This window comes from Lawsonibacter sp., from assembly GCF_022777125.1.
Classification (GTDB): domain Bacteria; phylum Bacillota; class Clostridia; order Oscillospirales; family Oscillospiraceae; genus Lawsonibacter_A; species Lawsonibacter_A hominis.
Genome location: NZ_JALFGV010000096.1, coordinates 1 through 16,243, shown reverse-complemented (window position 1 = coordinate 16,243; position 16,243 = coordinate 1). Strand labels below are relative to the sequence as shown.

General features: G+C 61.2%; 16 protein-coding genes and 1 other RNA gene. 5 read left to right on the top strand and 12 right to left on the bottom strand.

What is annotated here, in order from left to right; genetic code table 11:
* Positions 1-785: 785 nt before the first annotated feature.
* The gene (locus MR825_RS08365) at positions 786-1,010 is read right to left on the bottom strand and encodes a hypothetical protein (RefSeq protein ID WP_287880127.1); all 225 of its coding nucleotides are present in this window, start codon (positions 1,008-1,010) and stop codon (positions 786-788) included.
* A gap of 184 nt (positions 1,011-1,194) precedes the next feature.
* Here MR825_RS08365 and MR825_RS08360 point away from each other — a divergent pair, with 184 nt between their 5' ends.
* Entirely contained in the window at positions 1,195-1,413 is a 219-nt protein-coding gene (locus MR825_RS08360; RefSeq protein ID WP_287880125.1) for a helix-turn-helix domain-containing protein, read from the top strand.
* A gap of 292 nt (positions 1,414-1,705) precedes the next feature.
* On the opposite strand, the gene radA is transcribed toward MR825_RS08360, so the two are convergent.
* Both radA and MR825_RS08350 read right to left on the bottom strand, forming a co-directional pair.
* On the bottom strand, positions 1,706-3,073 hold the full coding sequence (gene radA, locus MR825_RS08355) for a DNA repair protein RadA (protein WP_186906469.1): 1,368 nt from the start codon (positions 3,071-3,073) through the stop codon (positions 1,706-1,708).
* Between the two features lie 6 nt (positions 3,074-3,079).
* Positions 3,080-3,814 (bottom strand): N-acetylmuramoyl-L-alanine amidase, encoded by a 735-nt coding sequence (locus MR825_RS08350; RefSeq protein WP_256174892.1) that lies wholly within the window; start codon positions 3,812-3,814, stop codon positions 3,080-3,082.
* A gap of 170 nt (positions 3,815-3,984) precedes the next feature.
* On the opposite strand from MR825_RS08350, the gene MR825_RS08345 reads away from it, so the two are divergent.
* The 3 genes from MR825_RS08345 (at position 3,985) to MR825_RS08335 (ending at position 5,688) form a co-directional block, all read left to right on the top strand.
* Positions 3,985-4,449 carry a YhcH/YjgK/YiaL family protein gene (locus MR825_RS08345; protein ID WP_243204647.1) on the top strand — a complete coding sequence of 155 codons (465 nt, stop codon included), beginning with the start codon at positions 3,985-3,987 and terminating at the stop codon, positions 4,447-4,449.
* 178 nt (positions 4,450-4,627) lie between these two features.
* Positions 4,628-5,092, top strand: a complete 465-nt coding sequence (locus MR825_RS08340; RefSeq protein ID WP_256174893.1) for a spore coat protein CotJB — start codon at positions 4,628-4,630, stop codon at positions 5,090-5,092.
* Complete coding sequence (locus tag MR825_RS08335) at positions 5,092-5,688, top strand: manganese catalase family protein (RefSeq protein WP_186906472.1); 597 nt, start codon at positions 5,092-5,094, stop codon at positions 5,686-5,688. The genes MR825_RS08340 and MR825_RS08335 overlap by 1 nt, the downstream gene beginning before the upstream one ends.
* Before the next feature lie 54 nt (positions 5,689-5,742).
* On the opposite strand, the gene ligA is transcribed toward MR825_RS08335, so the two are convergent.
* Genes ligA through murD form a run of 9 tightly spaced genes read right to left on the bottom strand, consistent with a single transcriptional unit; the run spans position 5,743 to position 15,587 of the window.
* Positions 5,743-7,725 (bottom strand): NAD-dependent DNA ligase LigA, encoded by a 1,983-nt coding sequence (gene ligA / locus MR825_RS08330; protein WP_186906473.1) that lies wholly within the window; start codon positions 7,723-7,725, stop codon positions 5,743-5,745.
* The gene (locus tag MR825_RS08325) at positions 7,667-8,428 is read right to left on the bottom strand and encodes a VanZ family protein (RefSeq protein WP_287880118.1); all 762 of its coding nucleotides are present in this window, start codon (positions 8,426-8,428) and stop codon (positions 7,667-7,669) included. The genes ligA and MR825_RS08325 overlap by 59 nt, the downstream gene beginning before the upstream one ends.
* A 16-nt stretch (positions 8,429-8,444) precedes the next feature.
* Positions 8,445-9,146: a sporulation protein YunB gene (gene yunB, locus MR825_RS08320; RefSeq protein ID WP_186906474.1), complete on the bottom strand. Its 702-nt coding sequence runs from the start codon at positions 9,144-9,146 to the stop codon at positions 8,445-8,447.
* Positions 9,147-9,192: 46 nt separating this feature from the next.
* Positions 9,193-10,449 carry a methionine gamma-lyase family protein gene (locus MR825_RS08315; protein ID WP_287880116.1) on the bottom strand — a complete coding sequence of 419 codons (1,257 nt, stop codon included), beginning with the start codon at positions 10,447-10,449 and terminating at the stop codon, positions 9,193-9,195.
* 48 nt (positions 10,450-10,497) lie between these two features.
* A complete protein-coding gene (locus MR825_RS08310; RefSeq protein WP_287880113.1) occupies positions 10,498-11,085 on the bottom strand; it encodes a GNAT family N-acetyltransferase in 588 nt (195 codons plus the stop codon).
* Positions 11,085-12,080, bottom strand: coding sequence for a M42 family metallopeptidase (locus tag MR825_RS08305; protein ID WP_287880110.1), 996 nt, complete (start codon positions 12,078-12,080; stop codon positions 11,085-11,087). The genes MR825_RS08310 and MR825_RS08305 overlap by 1 nt, the downstream gene beginning before the upstream one ends.
* Before the next feature lie 11 nt (positions 12,081-12,091).
* On the bottom strand, positions 12,092-13,114 hold the full coding sequence (locus MR825_RS08300; protein WP_186906478.1) for a M42 family metallopeptidase: 1,023 nt from the start codon (positions 13,112-13,114) through the stop codon (positions 12,092-12,094).
* Entirely contained in the window at positions 13,108-14,148 is a 1,041-nt protein-coding gene (locus MR825_RS08295) for a M20/M25/M40 family metallo-hydrolase (RefSeq protein ID WP_287880107.1), read from the bottom strand. Before MR825_RS08295 ends, MR825_RS08300 begins: the two co-directional genes overlap by 7 nt.
* A gap of 50 nt (positions 14,149-14,198) precedes the next feature.
* On the bottom strand, positions 14,199-15,587 hold the full coding sequence (gene murD, locus MR825_RS08290; RefSeq protein ID WP_186906479.1) for a UDP-N-acetylmuramoyl-L-alanine--D-glutamate ligase: 1,389 nt from the start codon (positions 15,585-15,587) through the stop codon (positions 14,199-14,201).
* 125 nt (positions 15,588-15,712) lie between these two features.
* Here murD and rnpB point away from each other — a divergent pair.
* Positions 15,713-16,102: RNase P RNA component class A (gene rnpB, locus MR825_RS08285), an RNA gene on the top strand.
* Positions 16,103-16,243 lie beyond the last annotated feature (141 nt).

Below are 16,243 nucleotides of genomic sequence, written 5' to 3'. Positions count from 1 at the left end.
CTGCCCTCGGGTCGCTCGCTAGGGCTCGCTCCGGCCACGGGCCGCCCTCGGGCTTTCTCGCGGCGCGGCCTGCGGGCCGCCTGCCGCTGGCCGCCCGTCGCCGGGGGGCCCGGCGGCCCCCGGGGCCTTGCCCCCCGTCCTTGCGCTGCGGGTCGCCCTTGGGCTGCTCCGGGCTTCCTGCGGTCGCCCTCCGCGCCGCTGCGGGCTCCCCTTTGCGCGCCCCTCCTGCCCCCGCGCGGGGCTCGCGCGGGGGGGCCCCGGCTCCCCCCGCCGGGCCTTTTTCCCCGGCTCCTCCCGCCGGGGGGCGGCTGGGGCGGGCCTGCGGCCCGCCTTTTACGCCGCCGCCCCCCCCCGGCGTTTGGGGCGCGGCCTTGGGCTTGCGGGGGCACGTGCGCCCCGCCGCCCCTGCGGTTCCCCCCGCCCCTCCTCTGTGGTCGCAGCCCTGCACGTGACGGCGGCGGCGGGGGCCCCCTGGGGCTCCGGGGGGCCGGGGGTGCGCCCGCTCCGGGGCCCGGTGCCCGGCCGGCCCCTGCGCCGCCCGCTTCCCTCCCCCGGCCCCCCTCCGCCCTTGGGTGCCTGCGCCGGGGCCTCCCGGCCCCGGTCCCGCCTCTGCCGTCAGGGCGGGCGAGAGGGCAATCATGCCCGGTTGGTTGTTCAGCACAAGCCGTCTTGAGCGCCCAGCTGTTCCGGCTCTGCCCGCCGATGCCCCGGCCTGTGGGGCAGCCTGTCCCCGCGGCACCCTGCGGGGCGGTTGTTCATGGGGGCCGCCCTGACGGGCTCCCCCATCACCAAGGACGGTCTTTAAGCGCCGGGCGGAAATCCACGCCGTGCGCCCGGCACAAATCCTGGAGCTCCTGATTGATGAGCACTTCGCAGCGGTACCGGAACTCCGCCCGGTCTGCCCTGGCCTTGTACTCGGCCCCCTGCGCCTCCAGCTCGGCCACCTTGGCCCGCAGGGCCAACACCTCATCATCCGGGCTTACCCGGACATGTATCTCCAGCGGCTCCATGCCCGTCCCTCCTTCCGTCAAATCCCATTTGACCTCCCCGTGTCAGGCCGCTCCCGTTGCACGTCCGCATCCTCCTCCCTGCCACGGTGTCAAATCTTGTTTGACACAAGGTTACTACAGATGTGACCTTGTGTCAACACATCTGTAGTAAAACGGGGTATAATGCGGTCAAGGAGGGATTGCCATGGACTACACGGAACGCCTGCGCGCCTTGCGCACAGACAGCGACATGAGCCAGGCGGCCATAGCCGCCGCGATTGGCATCGACCAGAAGCAGTACAGCCGATATGAGACTGGAACGAACGAGCTCCCACTCCGCTACCTGATGAAGCTGTGCCAGGTATACGGTGTCAGCGCGGATTACCTTCTCGGCCTGCCCAAGGGCCTGTCCTGGCCTCGCTGAGGGCATAAAAAAGGCCCCCCTGCGCACACTAGCGCAGAGGGGCCTTGTTCTACCCGGAAAGCTTTTTATTTTGTTGAGTTGGAACAAAGCCTGAGCAGACCCGATCCCCCCCTTCGTTTGGGTATTCTAATGAGGAATGGATGGATTCCGTTGAGCCTGATCGCCTGTACCAGCAATTGTGTCTACCAGCAGGACGGTTACTGTTCCCTGGAACGGGCCGCATCCTGTGGCCTGCCCAGCGTGGAAACACCCTGTGTCAACTTTGTGCCGCGGCATAGGCCGCAGGATGCGCCTACAAAAGCGCAGCCAAAGCCTCCCGGATATTATGGACCTTGATCAGCTGCAGTCCCTCCGGGATCTCCAGACGCGCCCCCAGGCGGAACGGTACCAGGCACTTGGTAAAACCCAGGCGCCGCACTTCGCTCAGACGTTGCCCCAGTGCGTTTACAGAGCGCAGCTCCCCGGTCAATCCGACTTCGCCCACAGCGGCCAGGTCGCCGGGTACGGGCTTGTCCCGAAAGCTGGAGGCCAATGCCATGATCGTGGCCAAATCGGCGGCAGGCTCATCCAGATACAGTCCGCCGATCACATTGATGTAGGCGTCGCAGACGCTTACCCGCAGCCCGCCCCGCTTCTCCAGCACAGCCAGCAGAAGATTGGCCCGATTATAGTCAAAACCGTTTGAAGTCCTGCGGGGGACGTTGGCGCTGGCGGGCGCCAACAGAGCCTGCACCTCGGCCAGGACAGGACGAACGCCCTCCATCACGCAGGTCACACAGGTGCCCGGTGCGTCCTGGGGGCGCCCGGACAGGAGCATTTCCGACGGATTGGGAACTTCGGTCAATCCGCTGTCTCCCATATCGAACACGCCGATCTCATTGGTCGCACCGAAACGGTTTTTGGCGGCACGCAGGATGCGGTACGAGTTTTGCTGCTCCCCCTCAAAGTAGAGTACGCAGTCCACCATATGTTCCAGAACCTTCGGTCCTGCGATGGAGCCCTCCTTATTCACATGGCCGATGACGAAAACGGTGATCCCCTGCCCTTTTGCGATTTGCATCAGGGCCATGGTACAATCCTTTACCTGACCCACGCTGCCGGGTGCAGCCGTCAGATCGCCGTTGTAGAGGGTCTGGATGGAGTCTACGATGAGTACGTCCGGCCTGCGCTCGTTGACGGCTTCGATCACGTCCTCCAGATTGGTCTCTGCCAGCAGATACAGCCCCGCTCCCCTCACGTGGAGCCGCTCGGCCCGCAGCTTGATCTGCCGCTCCGACTCCTCGCCGGATACATACAAAACGGTGGCAAAGCGGCACAGATGATCACAGATCTGAAGCATTAGGGTCGATTTCCCGATTCCGGGCGCGCCGCCCACGAGGACCAGGGACCCTTTTACCGCGCCTCCGCCCAGCACCCGGTCCAGCTCGTTCATGCCGGTCTCAAACCGCAGTTCCGAGGTGGAGCTCACCTCCGCGATGAGCTTCGGACGGTTGATGCCGCGAGGGGTACCGGAAGGGGCGGCCGATACGGGGGCTTTTTTTCTGAGTTCGGCCGGCTGTTCCACCAGGGTGTTCCAGGCCTTACAGGCGGGACACTGCCCCGCCCATTTTGGAGTTTCGTTGCCGCACTCGGTACAGTAAAAAACAGTCTTTGCCTTCATACGAGGCTATGCCTCCTCATTGGTGGTCGGTACGGGCTCCAACTCCTGGAACTGGAGCCAGGCCGCAGCCAGGGTGGATGCCAGTTTGGTCTGATAACCTGCCGTCTGGAGCAGCAGATCCTCCTCTGGATTCGAAAGAAAGCCGCACTCCACCAGGATGGCCCGGCATGTGATGTGATTCATCAGATATACCGTGTCCGGAATTGGCTTGGGCGCCCTGGCGTTTCCTGGGTCCAGCGTCTGCCGAAGCAGGTCCTGCGTCAGCTGCGCCAGAGGAAGACTCAACTCCGGATTGGCATAAAAGACCTGGGCTCCGTGATAGCGCGCCCCTTGAAAGGTATTCTGGTGAATGCTGATCAGCGTGGCGTTTTCCGCCGCTTCGATGACGGCCACCCGGTTATGCAGGTCGGAAACCTTTTTTTCCCGGAGCGTCTGGGCGGAACTGTCATGCAAGGACACGTCCTCGCTCCGCAAAAGTACCGGCGCTACGCCGTACAGGCCCAAAATCTGATCCAGTTTCAGAGCAATGGAAAGATTGATGCCGCTCTCCGGCACACCGGACAGAGATACCGCTCCGCCGTCCTCCCCGCCGTGACCGGCATCGATCACCACGGTCTGGCCTGGGCAGCGTACGGCAGAGAACACGCTGCGTTGTTCCAGCCCAGGCTGGAACAACAGATAATAGCAGGTTGCCGACGCCAATGCGCCAAGCAGGGCCCAGCTCAGGAGCTTCCGTTTCATGTAGTACATCCCCCCTCTCGCAGTTTACGGGAGAAGGAAGCGCATTATACCAGAAACGCAAAGCGTTTTGTTATGTGTCCATTATACCACAGGATACGGCATTTTTACAGATTCTTATTGTTTTTTTCAAAGGACTGGAGTAGGATAACATCAACAGAAGGAAAAAGGAGATGATTTCATTGGTGATCGACAAGATCGAAAACGCACCGCTCTACTATGGCCTGGGTGAGCGCTTCCGCAAGGCCCTGGAGTGGCTGGCCGCGGTGGATCCGTCCACGCTGTCCCCCGGTGAAAAGGTACCGATCGACGGAGAGAATGTATACGGACTTCTCTTTCAGGTGGACACGCTTGCGCCGGAAGACTGCAAACTGGAGGGGCATCAGAATTACGCCGACATCCAGTGTCTGGTCAGCGGCCTGGAGGCGGCAGGCTATGCCTTGACGGATACTCCGCTGGAACCGCTGGGCGAATATGACGCCAAATCGGATGTACAGTTTTTTACTGGGGATTGGGATACGCTTACGATCCGGCCCGGCACATTTTATATCGTCTGGCCGCAGGATCTCCATGCTCCGCGTATGGCCTGCGGCCGTGTGGGACCGGTAACGCGCCTGGTGGCAAAAGTAAAATTATAAGGCGTTAATAGGATTACTTTCTTGTTTTTTACGGCAAACGGAGCCAACCGCCCGCATCTGCCCCCACTCGGGGCAATGCGGGCGGTTTCGCTTTTCCCTGACCGGCATAGAATGGAACGAAGGGGTACGGGCAGGAGTGCCTCTCCCCTTCTACTTCCTATGCAAGGAGGAAATGCATTTGTATCCCGAAAATGGCAGTCAGGCACCAGGCGCCTGTGCGGATCACTGCGGCACGCTTCCGGAGTGCGCCCCCCTGGCAGTGCCTTATGTGCCCTTTCAGCAGACCGGTTCCAAGCGCTATACACAGCAGGAGGCGCTGAACAACGGAACCTTGTTTCCCGGGCTGAACCTTCCGTTCCATCTGAAGGCAGATGCCCGCAATGTGGTCAACAGCCCCTTGGCGGAGCTTCAGGCACTGGAATTCGTGCTGGTAGAGCTGGGGCTCTACCTGGATACGCATTCCGGCGATGCGGAGGCCTTTGAGCTTTATAAACAGTACGCCGCGCTTGAAAAAGAAGCGCGCGAGAAATATGAGGCTGCCAACGGCCCGCTCTTCCAGCGCTCCACCGCCAACAGCAAGACCTGGAACGCATGGCTCAGCGACCCATGGCCCTGGAATTATCAGGAAGGAGCGGAGCGCTGATGTTTGTATACGAGAAGAAGCTGCAATATCCCATCCGCATCAAAAATACCAATCCACAGCTGGCCTCGTTTATTATCAGTCAATATGGCGGACCAGATGGAGAATTGGGAGCTTCCCTACGCTACCTCTCCCAGCGCTATGCCATGCCTTATCCGGAACTCAAGGCCGTACTGACCGACATTGGCGTAGAGGAACTGGGGCATCTGGAGATGATCGGAACCCTGGTACACCAGTTGACCCGGAAGCTTTCCCCGGACGACCCCCGAATGGGAAATTTCGCGCCATACTTTACCGACCACGGTGTCGGTGTGTACCCAGTCGCAGCCTCGGGAAGCCCCTGGAGCGCCGACTACATCGGCGTCAAGGGTGACGTAATCTGCGACCTGACCGAGGATATGGCAGCAGAACAAAAAGCGAGGGTTACCTACGATAATATTCTGCGCCAGTCAGACGACCCGGATGTGAGCGATGTCATACGCTTTCTGCGGGAACGTGAGGTGGTCCACTTCCAGCGCTTCGGCGAGGCAGTTCGCCTGGCCAAGGAAAAAATGGACCAGAAAAATGTCTACTTCACCAATCCCATTCTGGACAAATAGCAGTCAAACAGGGGTGCGGGACTTTGCCCCGCACCCCTGCCAGTCCGATCAAACTTACTCTTTCGCGATCAGCGCCAAAAATTCGCCCTCGGTGAGCACCGGGACGCCAAGCTCCCGGGCCTTGCGCAGCTTGGAGCCTGCCGCTTCACCCGCCACCACGTAAGACGTCTTTTTGGATACGGAACCGGATACTTTGCCGCCCAATGCTTCAATTTTTGCGCCCGCTTCATCGCGGGTAAACTGCGCCAGCGAGCCGGTAAGCACGAACGTCTTCCCTACCAGCTGATCGCCTGCAGGCGCTTCTTTGCTCTGCAGATTTACGCCGGCCGCACGCAGCGTTTCGATCAGATGGCTGCTCTGCGGGCTCCGGAACCATTCGATCAGGCTCCGCGCCGTAATCGCACCGATATCAGGAACAGCGGTCAGTTCCTCCTCTGCAGCCGACATCAGGGCATCCAAACTGCCAAACCGGGCGGCAAGCACCTTGGCGGCCTTCTGTCCCACCTGGCGGATCCCAAAGGCAAATAAAAGTTTGGAAAGATCGTTCCCCTTCGAGGTTTCAATGGCGGAAATCAGGTTTTCCGCAGACTTCTTCCCCATGTGCTCCAGCTTTGCCACCGACTCCACATCCAGATGATACAAGTCGCCCGGTCCCGTGACCAGACCGGCACTTACCAGCGCCTCCACCACCGCCGGTCCCATGCCCTCGATATCCATGGCGTCACGGGATGCAAAGTGGGTCAGATGCCGCAGCCGCTGGGCAGGGCATTCCGCGCCGGTACAGCGGATATGGGCTCCATCCTCGTCCCGAACCACCGGGGCGCCGCAGACCGGGCAGTGGTCGGGCAGTCGATAGGGAGTACTGTCTGCTGGCCGGAGCTCCTTTTGGACAGAGACGATCTCCGGAATGATCTCCCCTGCTTTCTGGATCAGTACGGTATCTCCGATGCGGATATCCTTTTCCGAAATAAAATCCTGATTGTGGAGCGTAGCATTGGTAACGGTGGTTCCGGCCAAGCGCACCGGCTCCACTACCGCCTTGGGTGTGAGTACGCCTGTGCGGCCCACCTGAACCACAATGTCCATCACCTTGGAGCACTTTTGCTCCGGAGGATACTTGAATGCGGCCGCCCAGCGGGGAAATTTTGCAGTGCTGCCCAGCACGTTCCGCTCTGAAAGGCTGTTTACCTTTACAACCGCGCCGTCGATATCAAAGCTGTAAGCGTCACGGCCTTCCCCCATTTCCCGTATCCGCTCCGCGGCTTCCGCAATAGTCTTACAGGTGTAATGCGGAATCACTTTAAAGCGCTGTTGTCCCAAGTATTCCAACGTTTCTGTATGGGTCTGAAATTCTCTTCCAGACGCCGCCTGAATATTAAATACCCGGATATCCAGGCGGCGCGCGGCCGCCACCTTTGGATCCAATTGCCGCAGAGAGCCCGCCGCCGCATTTCTGGGATTGGCAAAAAGCTTCTCGCCTTTCAGCTCCTGTTCTTCGTTGAGCCGTTCGAAACTTCGTTTGGGCATAAAGACCTCGCCCCGGACGATCAGGCTGGGCAGGGCCTCCGGAAGACGCAGCGGGATGGAGGGGATGGTCTTGAGGTTTTCCGTCACATCCTCCCCGATCCGGCCGTCTCCACGGGTGGCGCCCCGGACAAAGATGCCGTTTTCATACTCCAGGGCCACGGAAAGGCCATCCACTTTGGGCTCTACGTCGTACTCCACGTCCGCATCCAGGGCGTCGCGCACCCGCTGATCAAATTCCTTCAGCTCTTCTGCAGAGAAGACGTCCTGAAGGCTCTCTAAGGGCACCCGATGGATGACCTCCCGAAAGCCGTCGGCCACCTTCCCCCCTACCCGCTGGGTAGGGGAATCCGGGACGATCAGCTCCGGGTGCGCATGCTCCAGCTCCTCCAGACGGCGGAGTTTATGGTCAAAGTCATAATCGGACATGCTGGGATTGTCCAGCACGTAATATTCATAGTTGGCCTGCTCCAGTTCCCGGCGCAGGCTTTGGATCTCCTGTTTCTCGTCCATGGCGGACCTCCACTTGGAATGTTCGGGTGAATTGGGGGGCGAGGCGTGCTGACAGCAGGTAAAAAAGCCAGCCCAGGAATGCTCCTGCAGTATTTAAAATGACATCGTCAACGTCTGTGGCGCGCCCGACAAAGAGCTGGAGAAACTCGATGGAGCCGGAAGCAAAAAGTCCCGCCAGTATCGATCGCCGGCAACTGCCCTGCCGCCAGAGCAGCGCCGGAAAAAAACCCACCGGCAGAAAAATCAGGGTATTGGCCAGGACCATATAAGCGCTCCACGCCCCGAGCGTCTTTCCGAGCAAAAAAGAGGGGATCCAATTGATCCGCCGGATCGCCGCCAGAAACTCCACCCGAGGGAAAAGGACAGCCAGACGCTTCTCCCCTTCCGGAGACAGCCCAAGGCGCAGAAACGTCTCCCAAAAGCCGGAGGGAAACAGCGTCAGAGCGGCAAGACCCGCACAGAAAGCCGCAAACAGCAGCAGCGCCGCCTCACGCCGGGGGCTGCTGGTCAGCTCCAGCCGCACCAATCGCTTTTTCCGCCAAGGACGCACCGCAAAAAAGACCGCCGCGGCGAGCAGGATGCCGGGCAGCATCTGCCGGATATAATCCCAGGTGACGGCTGCATACCAAAGAATCCGCCCCATAAAAGCACCTTCTTGCATTGATATTGTTATTATGGTAATCAATATCAGTGACAAATGCAAGAAAGGGGAAAAATCTTCACTCTTTTGTCAGAATTCCATCCCCGCCGAATTGGAGGTACGCATCGGGGACCTGGCCCACGATGACCGTTTCCGCAACACAGACCTGTGCTGATACGACGGATGAGGTCGTGCCGCCGGGCAGCAGCAGCGTGACCTCTACCGATACGTCCAGCATGACCTGGTGCAGGGTCTGATTGATCCCAGCAGATTGAAATGCGTTGCGGAAGGATGCCCTCGGCGCGGCCGCGGCCAGCACCCTTACCGGCAGCAGCGGTCCGTAGCCGGACAGCGGGATCAGACTGGTCAGATTGCCCAGCGGTATCCCCAGATCCTTGCTGTCAAGTGAATCCACTTGCTCAACGAGATCGCCCAAAAGCTGGGTCCGCAGTGTGTTCAGCTTGATGGGATCGGTCAGGATCGCAGTGATACCGCCGGAAAGGTCTGTCTGAAGGGTGACGATATCCGAATAGGATACTGCGCCGGAAGCCATGGCCTCCTCCACCGCCTGATTGACAATGGCGGTTACGGCGTTGTTCAGCTTGGCCAGGGCCAGCTCTTCCGCCACCGGGCGTACTCTGGCGTTGACGGCGCAAATGACCAGAAGCGCCGCAGCGATGCCCGCCAGACCCGCCAAAAGCAGTGCGCGGCGTCCGGTTTCCCCTCTGCTGCGCCGGCGGCGCGGCCGCCGGGGCCAGGGCCGACAGATTGGTCTGCCCATGGCGCTCACCCCCCATGGTGAGATACTATGCGCAGACCGGCTTGTTTCAATCCTGTTTGCCGTTCAAAAGCGCCTCTACCGCCAGCAGGATGCCGGCTTTGCCCGACTCATAGGTCAAACCGCCCTGAAGGTAAGCGGTGTAGGGCGGGCGCATCGGCGCGTCACAGGACAGTTCGATCGAGGCGCCTTGGATGAAGGCGCCCGCGGCCATAATGACCGGGCAATCATAACCAGGCATATCCCACGGCTCCGGCGTTACATAGGAGTCCACCGGTGCACCGAACTGGATGCCCCTGCAAAACTGTTTCAACGGCTCCGGCGTGCCAAAGTGGATCATCTGGATGATGTCGTGACGCACTGCATCCGAGGCGGGCTCGGTACGATACCCCAGCAGCTCCATGATCTTTGCCGCAAATACCGCGGTCTTCACCGCCTGAGCCGTGGTGTGTGGGGCAAGGAAAAGGCCTTGATAGAGGCTGCGGTTATGGCCCAGCGTACAGCCGCATTCTTTCCCAATGCCCGGCGTGGTCAGGCGCATGGCCGCGCCCTCCACCAGATCCCGCCGTCCGGCAATATACCCCCCGGTGGGGGCCAGACCGCCGCCCGGATTTTTGATGAGCGAGCCCACCACCAGGTCGGCCCCCGCCTGAATCGGCTCGCGGGTCTCCACGAACTCACCGTAGCAGTTGTCCACCAGGATGGCGGCATGGGGGTTGTGCTTTCGTACGACGGCACACAGCGCCCCGATCTCGTCCACTGACAGCGAGGAACGAGTCGAGTAACCTTTGGAGCGCTGGATCAGCACCGCCTTGACCTTTGGATCGGCCACGGCCTCAGCCAGCCCGGCCGGGTCGGGCGCATCGTCCACCAGGTCGACCTGGCGGTACGCCACTCCGTAGTCCTTGAGCGACCCAGGTCCCTTATCCACCACACCGATGGCGCCCAAAAGGGTGTCATAGGGCGCACCGACGGCGGAAACCAGTACGTCGCCCGACTTCAATGCCCCAAACAGGGCGCAGGTGATGGCGTGGGTGCCGTTGACGAACTGCAGCCGCACCAGGGCGTCCTCGGCGTCAAAGAGGTCGGCATAGATCTCGTCCAGCTTGTCCCGGCCGATATCGTCGTAGCCGTAGCCGGTGGTCCCGGCAAAGTAGCTCTCCGCGACCCGATGCCGCTGAAAGGAGGCGAGTACCTTTTGGGTATTCGCCTCCGCAATGGAGTCGATGCGGTCAAAGTGATCCCGCACCTCTGTCTGCGCCTGGCGGGCCAGCGCCAGAACACGTGCGCTAATTTGTAACGTCATTTCCCTTGTTCATCCATTCTATTCCATGGTTTTGCCCATCCGGTACCATCATCGTCCTGCACCGGCGGGCCGCTTTGGGTCCGGCGTATAATCTTGCTGCAGCAAACTGAAGATAGCGTCGTCCCATAGAACGCCGTTTAACTCATGATGCTGACGCAGAACCCCTTCCTGTCGGAACCCCACCCGTTCCAGCAGCCGGATGGATGGGGCGTTGAAGGCTCCGGTCTGCGCATAGAGCTTATTCAGTCCAAATTCCAGCAGGAGCATGGAGCAAAGGGCGGAGAGCGCCTGCCGCATGAGGCCCTTCCCTCTCCACGGCGGAGCGAGAAAATATCCCACCTCGGCGCTGCGGTTGCGGGAGTTGTAGTTCGAGGCGGTGAGTTTGCCCACGGGGCGGAGCGTTCCCTGCAAGTAGACCCCGCAAATCAGCGTTGCCGGATCCTCCAGCGCCGTTTGATACCGTATCCGCAGCTCGTCGGCCCCGCGCAGATGCACCGGCCGACAGGTCAGGCGTTCAAATCCTTCCTCGTCCTCCAGATGACGCAGGCAAAGCAGCGCTTCAACCGTCAAGGTATCCAGTCGGATACACCCCGCCTGCCAGGGCAGCAGCGCCCTGGCGTCCGAGAGGCGGTCCATCAGTCCAGCTTGCTCTGGGCATAGGCGGCGACCAGGGCGGCGCAGGCCTCCACATCACCCACATCCGCCATCTCCATTGGGGAGTGGACATAGCGGGTGGAAATCGAGATGCCGCCGGTGCAGACGCCGCCGCGGGTCTGATGGATGGCCCCCGCATCGGTGCCGCCGAACCGGAGCACATCCCTCTGGAAGGGGATGTGCTGTGCCTTCGCCAGCGCCTCCAGCTTGGCCACCATGGCAGGATGACAGATGACGGAGCCGTCCATCACCTTGATGGCGGCGCCTCCGCCGGCGACGCTGCTGCAGTCATGGGGTGCCTCCGGGATATCGTCGGAGTCGGTCACGTCCACGGCGATGCCGTAGTCCGGGTCCACCCCATAGGCGGCGGTACGGGCGCCGCGCAGCCCCAGCTCCTCCTGAACGGTAAAGATGAAGTACAGGTCGTTTTCGCGCTTCACCAGCCGCTCCATGGCCATCAGCAGCACGACGCAGGCGATACGGTCGTCCAGATAGGGGGAGAAGATACGGCCGCCGGTACGAAAGGCGGGCGTATCATAGACCGCGGTATCGCCGATCTGCACCATCGCTTTGGCCTGGGCACGATCAGCGGCTCCAATGTCGATATAGAGATCGTCCAGCTTACTGTTTTTGGCCTCTACCTTTCCCTCCAGGGCCACCACGCCCCGGACGCCGTTTTTGAAGCGGATGGGAGTGCCCAGAAGATCCGGGGCGGAGAGCCCGCCCAGCTTTCCAAAGCGCAGAAAGCCCTTTTCGTCGATGTGTGTGACGATAAACCCAATGGAATCCATATGGGCGGCAAACATCACCCGCGGGCCGCTCCCTTTCTTGCGGCAGATCAGATTGCCCAGGGTATCCACTCTGCACTCGTCCACATAGGGGGCGGCCAGCTCACGGAGCTTGGCGGCCACTTGAGCTTCGTCTCCCGCAGGGCCGTGGCAGGCGTTGAGCGCCTGCAGCGTCTTTAAAATATCCATGGTATCCTCCCTCAGCCTTCCGCCAGGCTGCTGATGAACAGTCGGGCCAGGCGCAGCATATCTTCAAAATCCCGGATGGCGCCCACACTGGACGGAGCATGCAGATAGCGCACCGCCGCCGACAGCACCAGGGTGCGCACCCCTTCTTTGGTTCGCTGGATGGCCGAGGCGTCGTTGCCCCCGGCCAGGTAGTGTTTCGTCTGCCAGGGGATGTGGTTGTCCTCTGCCAGAGCGCGCATCCGTTCGAACAGCCCGCGGTCTGCGACGGAGCCGTTGTCCATATAGAGGATCACCGGCCCTTTCCCCGGGGAACAGACCTTCTTGTGCTCCGGCGCGCCCGCCAGGTCGGCGGCGGTGGTGGTCTCCAGCACCAGCGCGATCTCGGGCGTCACCGAGAACGCGGCGGCAAACGCGCCGCGGGTGCCCACTTCCTCCTGAACGGTGAAGGCGAACGTCACGTCCATGGGAAGCTCCTCTTTCAGCAGCTCCAGCAGAATGGCGCAGCCGACCCGGTCATCCAGCGCCTTTGCCTTGAGAAAGCCGTCCCCAAACGCCACTACGTCGCTGTCAAAAACGGCACAGTCGCCCAGATTCACTTTGGACTCGGCTTCCTCCTTGTCTTTGGCGCCGATGTCGATATAAAATTCCTCCAGCTTGGGGACGGTTTTTTCCTCTTCCGCGGAGACCAGATGGTAGGCCTTCAGGCCAATGACGCCCGGGACGCCCTTCTCTCCGATCCGGACCGGCTTTCCAAGGAGCACACGGCGGTCGATCCCGCCTACGGCGCTGAATTTTAAATAGCCCTCATCGGTCACAGAGCGGATGATGAGCCCTACCTCATCCATATGCGCAGCCAAGAGCAGCTTGCTGCCCGTGGACTTCCGCCCCTTCTTGAAGACGATCAGGTTTCCCATCGCGTCGGTGCGGATGTCGTCGGCGTAGGGCTCCGCCCTGGCGCGGAGAAAGGAACGCACCGGTGCTTCGAAGCTGGATACGCCGGGCAGCAGGCAGAGTTCACGAATCTGATTCAGCACAGCGCCTCAGCCTCCTTTCCAAGATCCTGGGCGAAGGCGGCCAGCAGCCGGGCCGCCGCCTCCAGATCACTCAGATCCAATACCTCCACGGGCGAGTGCATATACTTCAGCGGTACGGAAAGCACCGAAGTGGCGATCCCCTCCCGACTGATCTGGAAATACCAGCCGTTGGTGCCGGTATGACCGCCCATGACCTCCAGCTGATAGTCCAGCTCCAGCTCCTTGGCCTTGGATACCATACGCCGGGTCATCCAATGGGTCATGTTGGGCCCCACACCGATGGCCGGGCCGCCGCCCAGCAGGAAAGTCCGGTCCTTCTGGCCGTCCGGCGTGGCGCCATGGGTCACATCCACCGCCACGCAAAAATCCGGTGCGATGGAAAAGGCCGCGGTCTTGGCCCCTGCGCCGGAGAACTCCTCTCCGGTACTGCCCAAAAGGTAGAGATCGACGTCCAGCGATTTGTCCAGCAGCAGTTCCGCCGCCCGCAGAAGCGCCGCAAAGCAGGAGCGGTCGTCCATAGACTTGCCGCACATTTGCCGTTCCCCCAACGGGGCGCAGCCGCCCCGAAAGACGATAGGGGTGCCAAGCGCAACCGCCTGCACCGCCTGCTCCTGCGTCATGCCGATGTCCACCATCAGCTCCGGGATGGGGATGGATTTGCCGCTGTCCCCCGCCTTCTGCACATGAGGCGGCAGACAGGCCACCACGCCGAAACGCGGAGGATCGGTGAGCACCGTCACCTCCCGGTCGGGCAGCATCCGGGGATCGACTCCGCCGATGGAGCGGAAGCGGAGAAAGCCCTCCTCAATGCCGATGGTGACGAGCCCGATCTCATCCAGGTGGGCGTCCAGCAGCAGCTTCTTGGCGTTGGGCCTGCCGCAGCGGCGCACGCCCACCACGCTTCCGCTGCGGCTGATGGAGACCTCGTCCACCAGGGGCCGCAGCAGCTCCGCGGCCATCCGGGCCGCCGGTCCCTCGAAGCCGGAGGGCGCGGTCTGGGTACACAGGCGCTCCAGCGCTTGTCGGATATCCATTGTTTCAACTCCTTATTTTCCGTCGGAACGGCGGAAACGGCTGTCCCGCTTTACGGTAGCTCGTAAATGATTTTTTTAAAGGCCGCGCCCCGTTCCATGAAATTTTTAAACCGATCAAAGGAAGCACAGGCCGGAGACAGGAGGACCACGTCGCCGGGGCGGGCGAGTTTGTGGGCCTCCAGCACCGCCTGGGTAAAATCCTCGCAGGTTTCGATGGAGGGCTGTCCCGGGCGATAGCCGGGGGCGGCCTCCACGCAGGCACGAATCTTGGGCGCCGTGTCTCCGGTGAGTACCAGGGCTTTCACATGCGCAATGATCTCAGGACCGAGCGTGTCGAAGGGGATATGCTTGTCATAGCCGCCCGCAATGAGGATGACCTTCTCCCGGAAGGAGCGCAGCCCGGCCGTGGTGCGGGAGGGGCTGGAGGCGATGGAATCGTTGTAATAACGCACACCGTTTCGTGTGCGCACCAGCTCGATCCGGTGCTCCACTCCCGCAAACGTTCCGGCAAAGGCACGGATGGTCTCGTCCGGGACCAGACCGTCCACTGCGGCGATGGCCGCCATGTAGTTCTCCACATTATGCGCTCCGGGGAGCAGAATCCCATCCAAGGGAAGCACCGGCCTGGAATGCAGGTCGGTGGTGCTCCAGATGGCATCGTCCTTCAGGAAGACGCCGCGCGCCAACGCTTCCCTGCGGCTGAACAGGACGACCCGGCCGGGGGCAGCCACGGCAAAGCCCCGGGTAATGTCGTTGTCCTGATTGAGTACCACCAGACCGTCCGCCGTTTGATGGGAAAAGATGTTCTCCTTGGCGGCGATGTACTCGCTCATCGATTTGTGGACATCCAGGTGGTTGGGGGCCAGATTCGTGACCACGGCGATATCGGGACTTCGGTCCATGGTCATGAGCTGGAAGGAGGACAGCTCCAGCACGGCCAGATCCTCCGCTTCCATGCCGTCCACGTCCGGCAGGAGCGGCTTGCCGATATTGCCGCCCACATACACGTTCCGTCCTGCCGCCTTTAAAAGCTCCGCGATCATGGTCGTGGTCGTGGTCTTCCCATCACTGCCGGTAACGGCGATGATGTTACAGGGGCATACCTGAAAGAAAACCTCCATCTCGGAGGTGAGCACGCTTCCACGCTCCACCGCCGCCAGAAGCTGTGGGACGTCGGGCCGCAGGCCGGGCGTACGGAAGATCACATCGTGGTCCAGCCCCTCCAGATAGTCCGGGCCCAGGCGCAGTTCGGCGCCCAGGCTCTCCAGTGCTTCGGCCTGCCCGCCGAACTCCTGTTTCTGCCGTTTATCGCAGGCGGTGACCCGGATCCCCGCACGCAGCAGCATTTTAATCAGCGGCGTATTGGACACGCCGATCCCGATCACAGCGACTCGCTTGCCCTTCAGTTCGGCCAGATAGTCCTGTATGGTGGAACGCATGGCGCTTCCTCCTTTTTCCGTTTACAAATCAAGACAAAATATTATATCCCATCCAGGCAGAAATTTCAATCGAAAGCACTCCATTGATTTGACAAGAAGCGTGAAATCAGGTACAATGTCCTTCGCAAGTAAGCTGGACAGCCGCGCGGACGGGGCGAAAGGCCCGCCTGTGAGGAAAGTCCGGGCTCCACAGGGCAAGGATAACGGGTAACACCCGCCGGGGGCGACCCTAGGAAAAGTGCAACAGAGATAAACCGCCTCGTCCCCCCAAAAGGGGCCGGCGCAAAAACTTGGTTTTTGCGCCGACGAGGTAAGGGTGGAAAGGCGGAGGTAAGAGCCCGCCCGACGGCGTGCCAAGCGTCCGTCGCTGTAAACTCTATCCGGAGCAACGCCGTGGAGGGACACTTGGTCGGCCCGACCGTCCCAGGGAGGCGGCTGGAGCGTACCGGCAACGGTACGTCGAGATAGATGGCTGTCTTAAATGACAGAACCCGGCTTACAGGCTTGCTTGCAGCTTAAAAAGTCCGCTTCCGTCTCGGAAGCGGACTTAAGCTTGTCGAAAAAGGCCAAAGGCCTTTTTCGACAGAGGGATGCATGACGGCCAGGGCTCGATTCCTGCGGAAAAGTCGCCCTGTCCGTCATGAGAGGTGTCATTT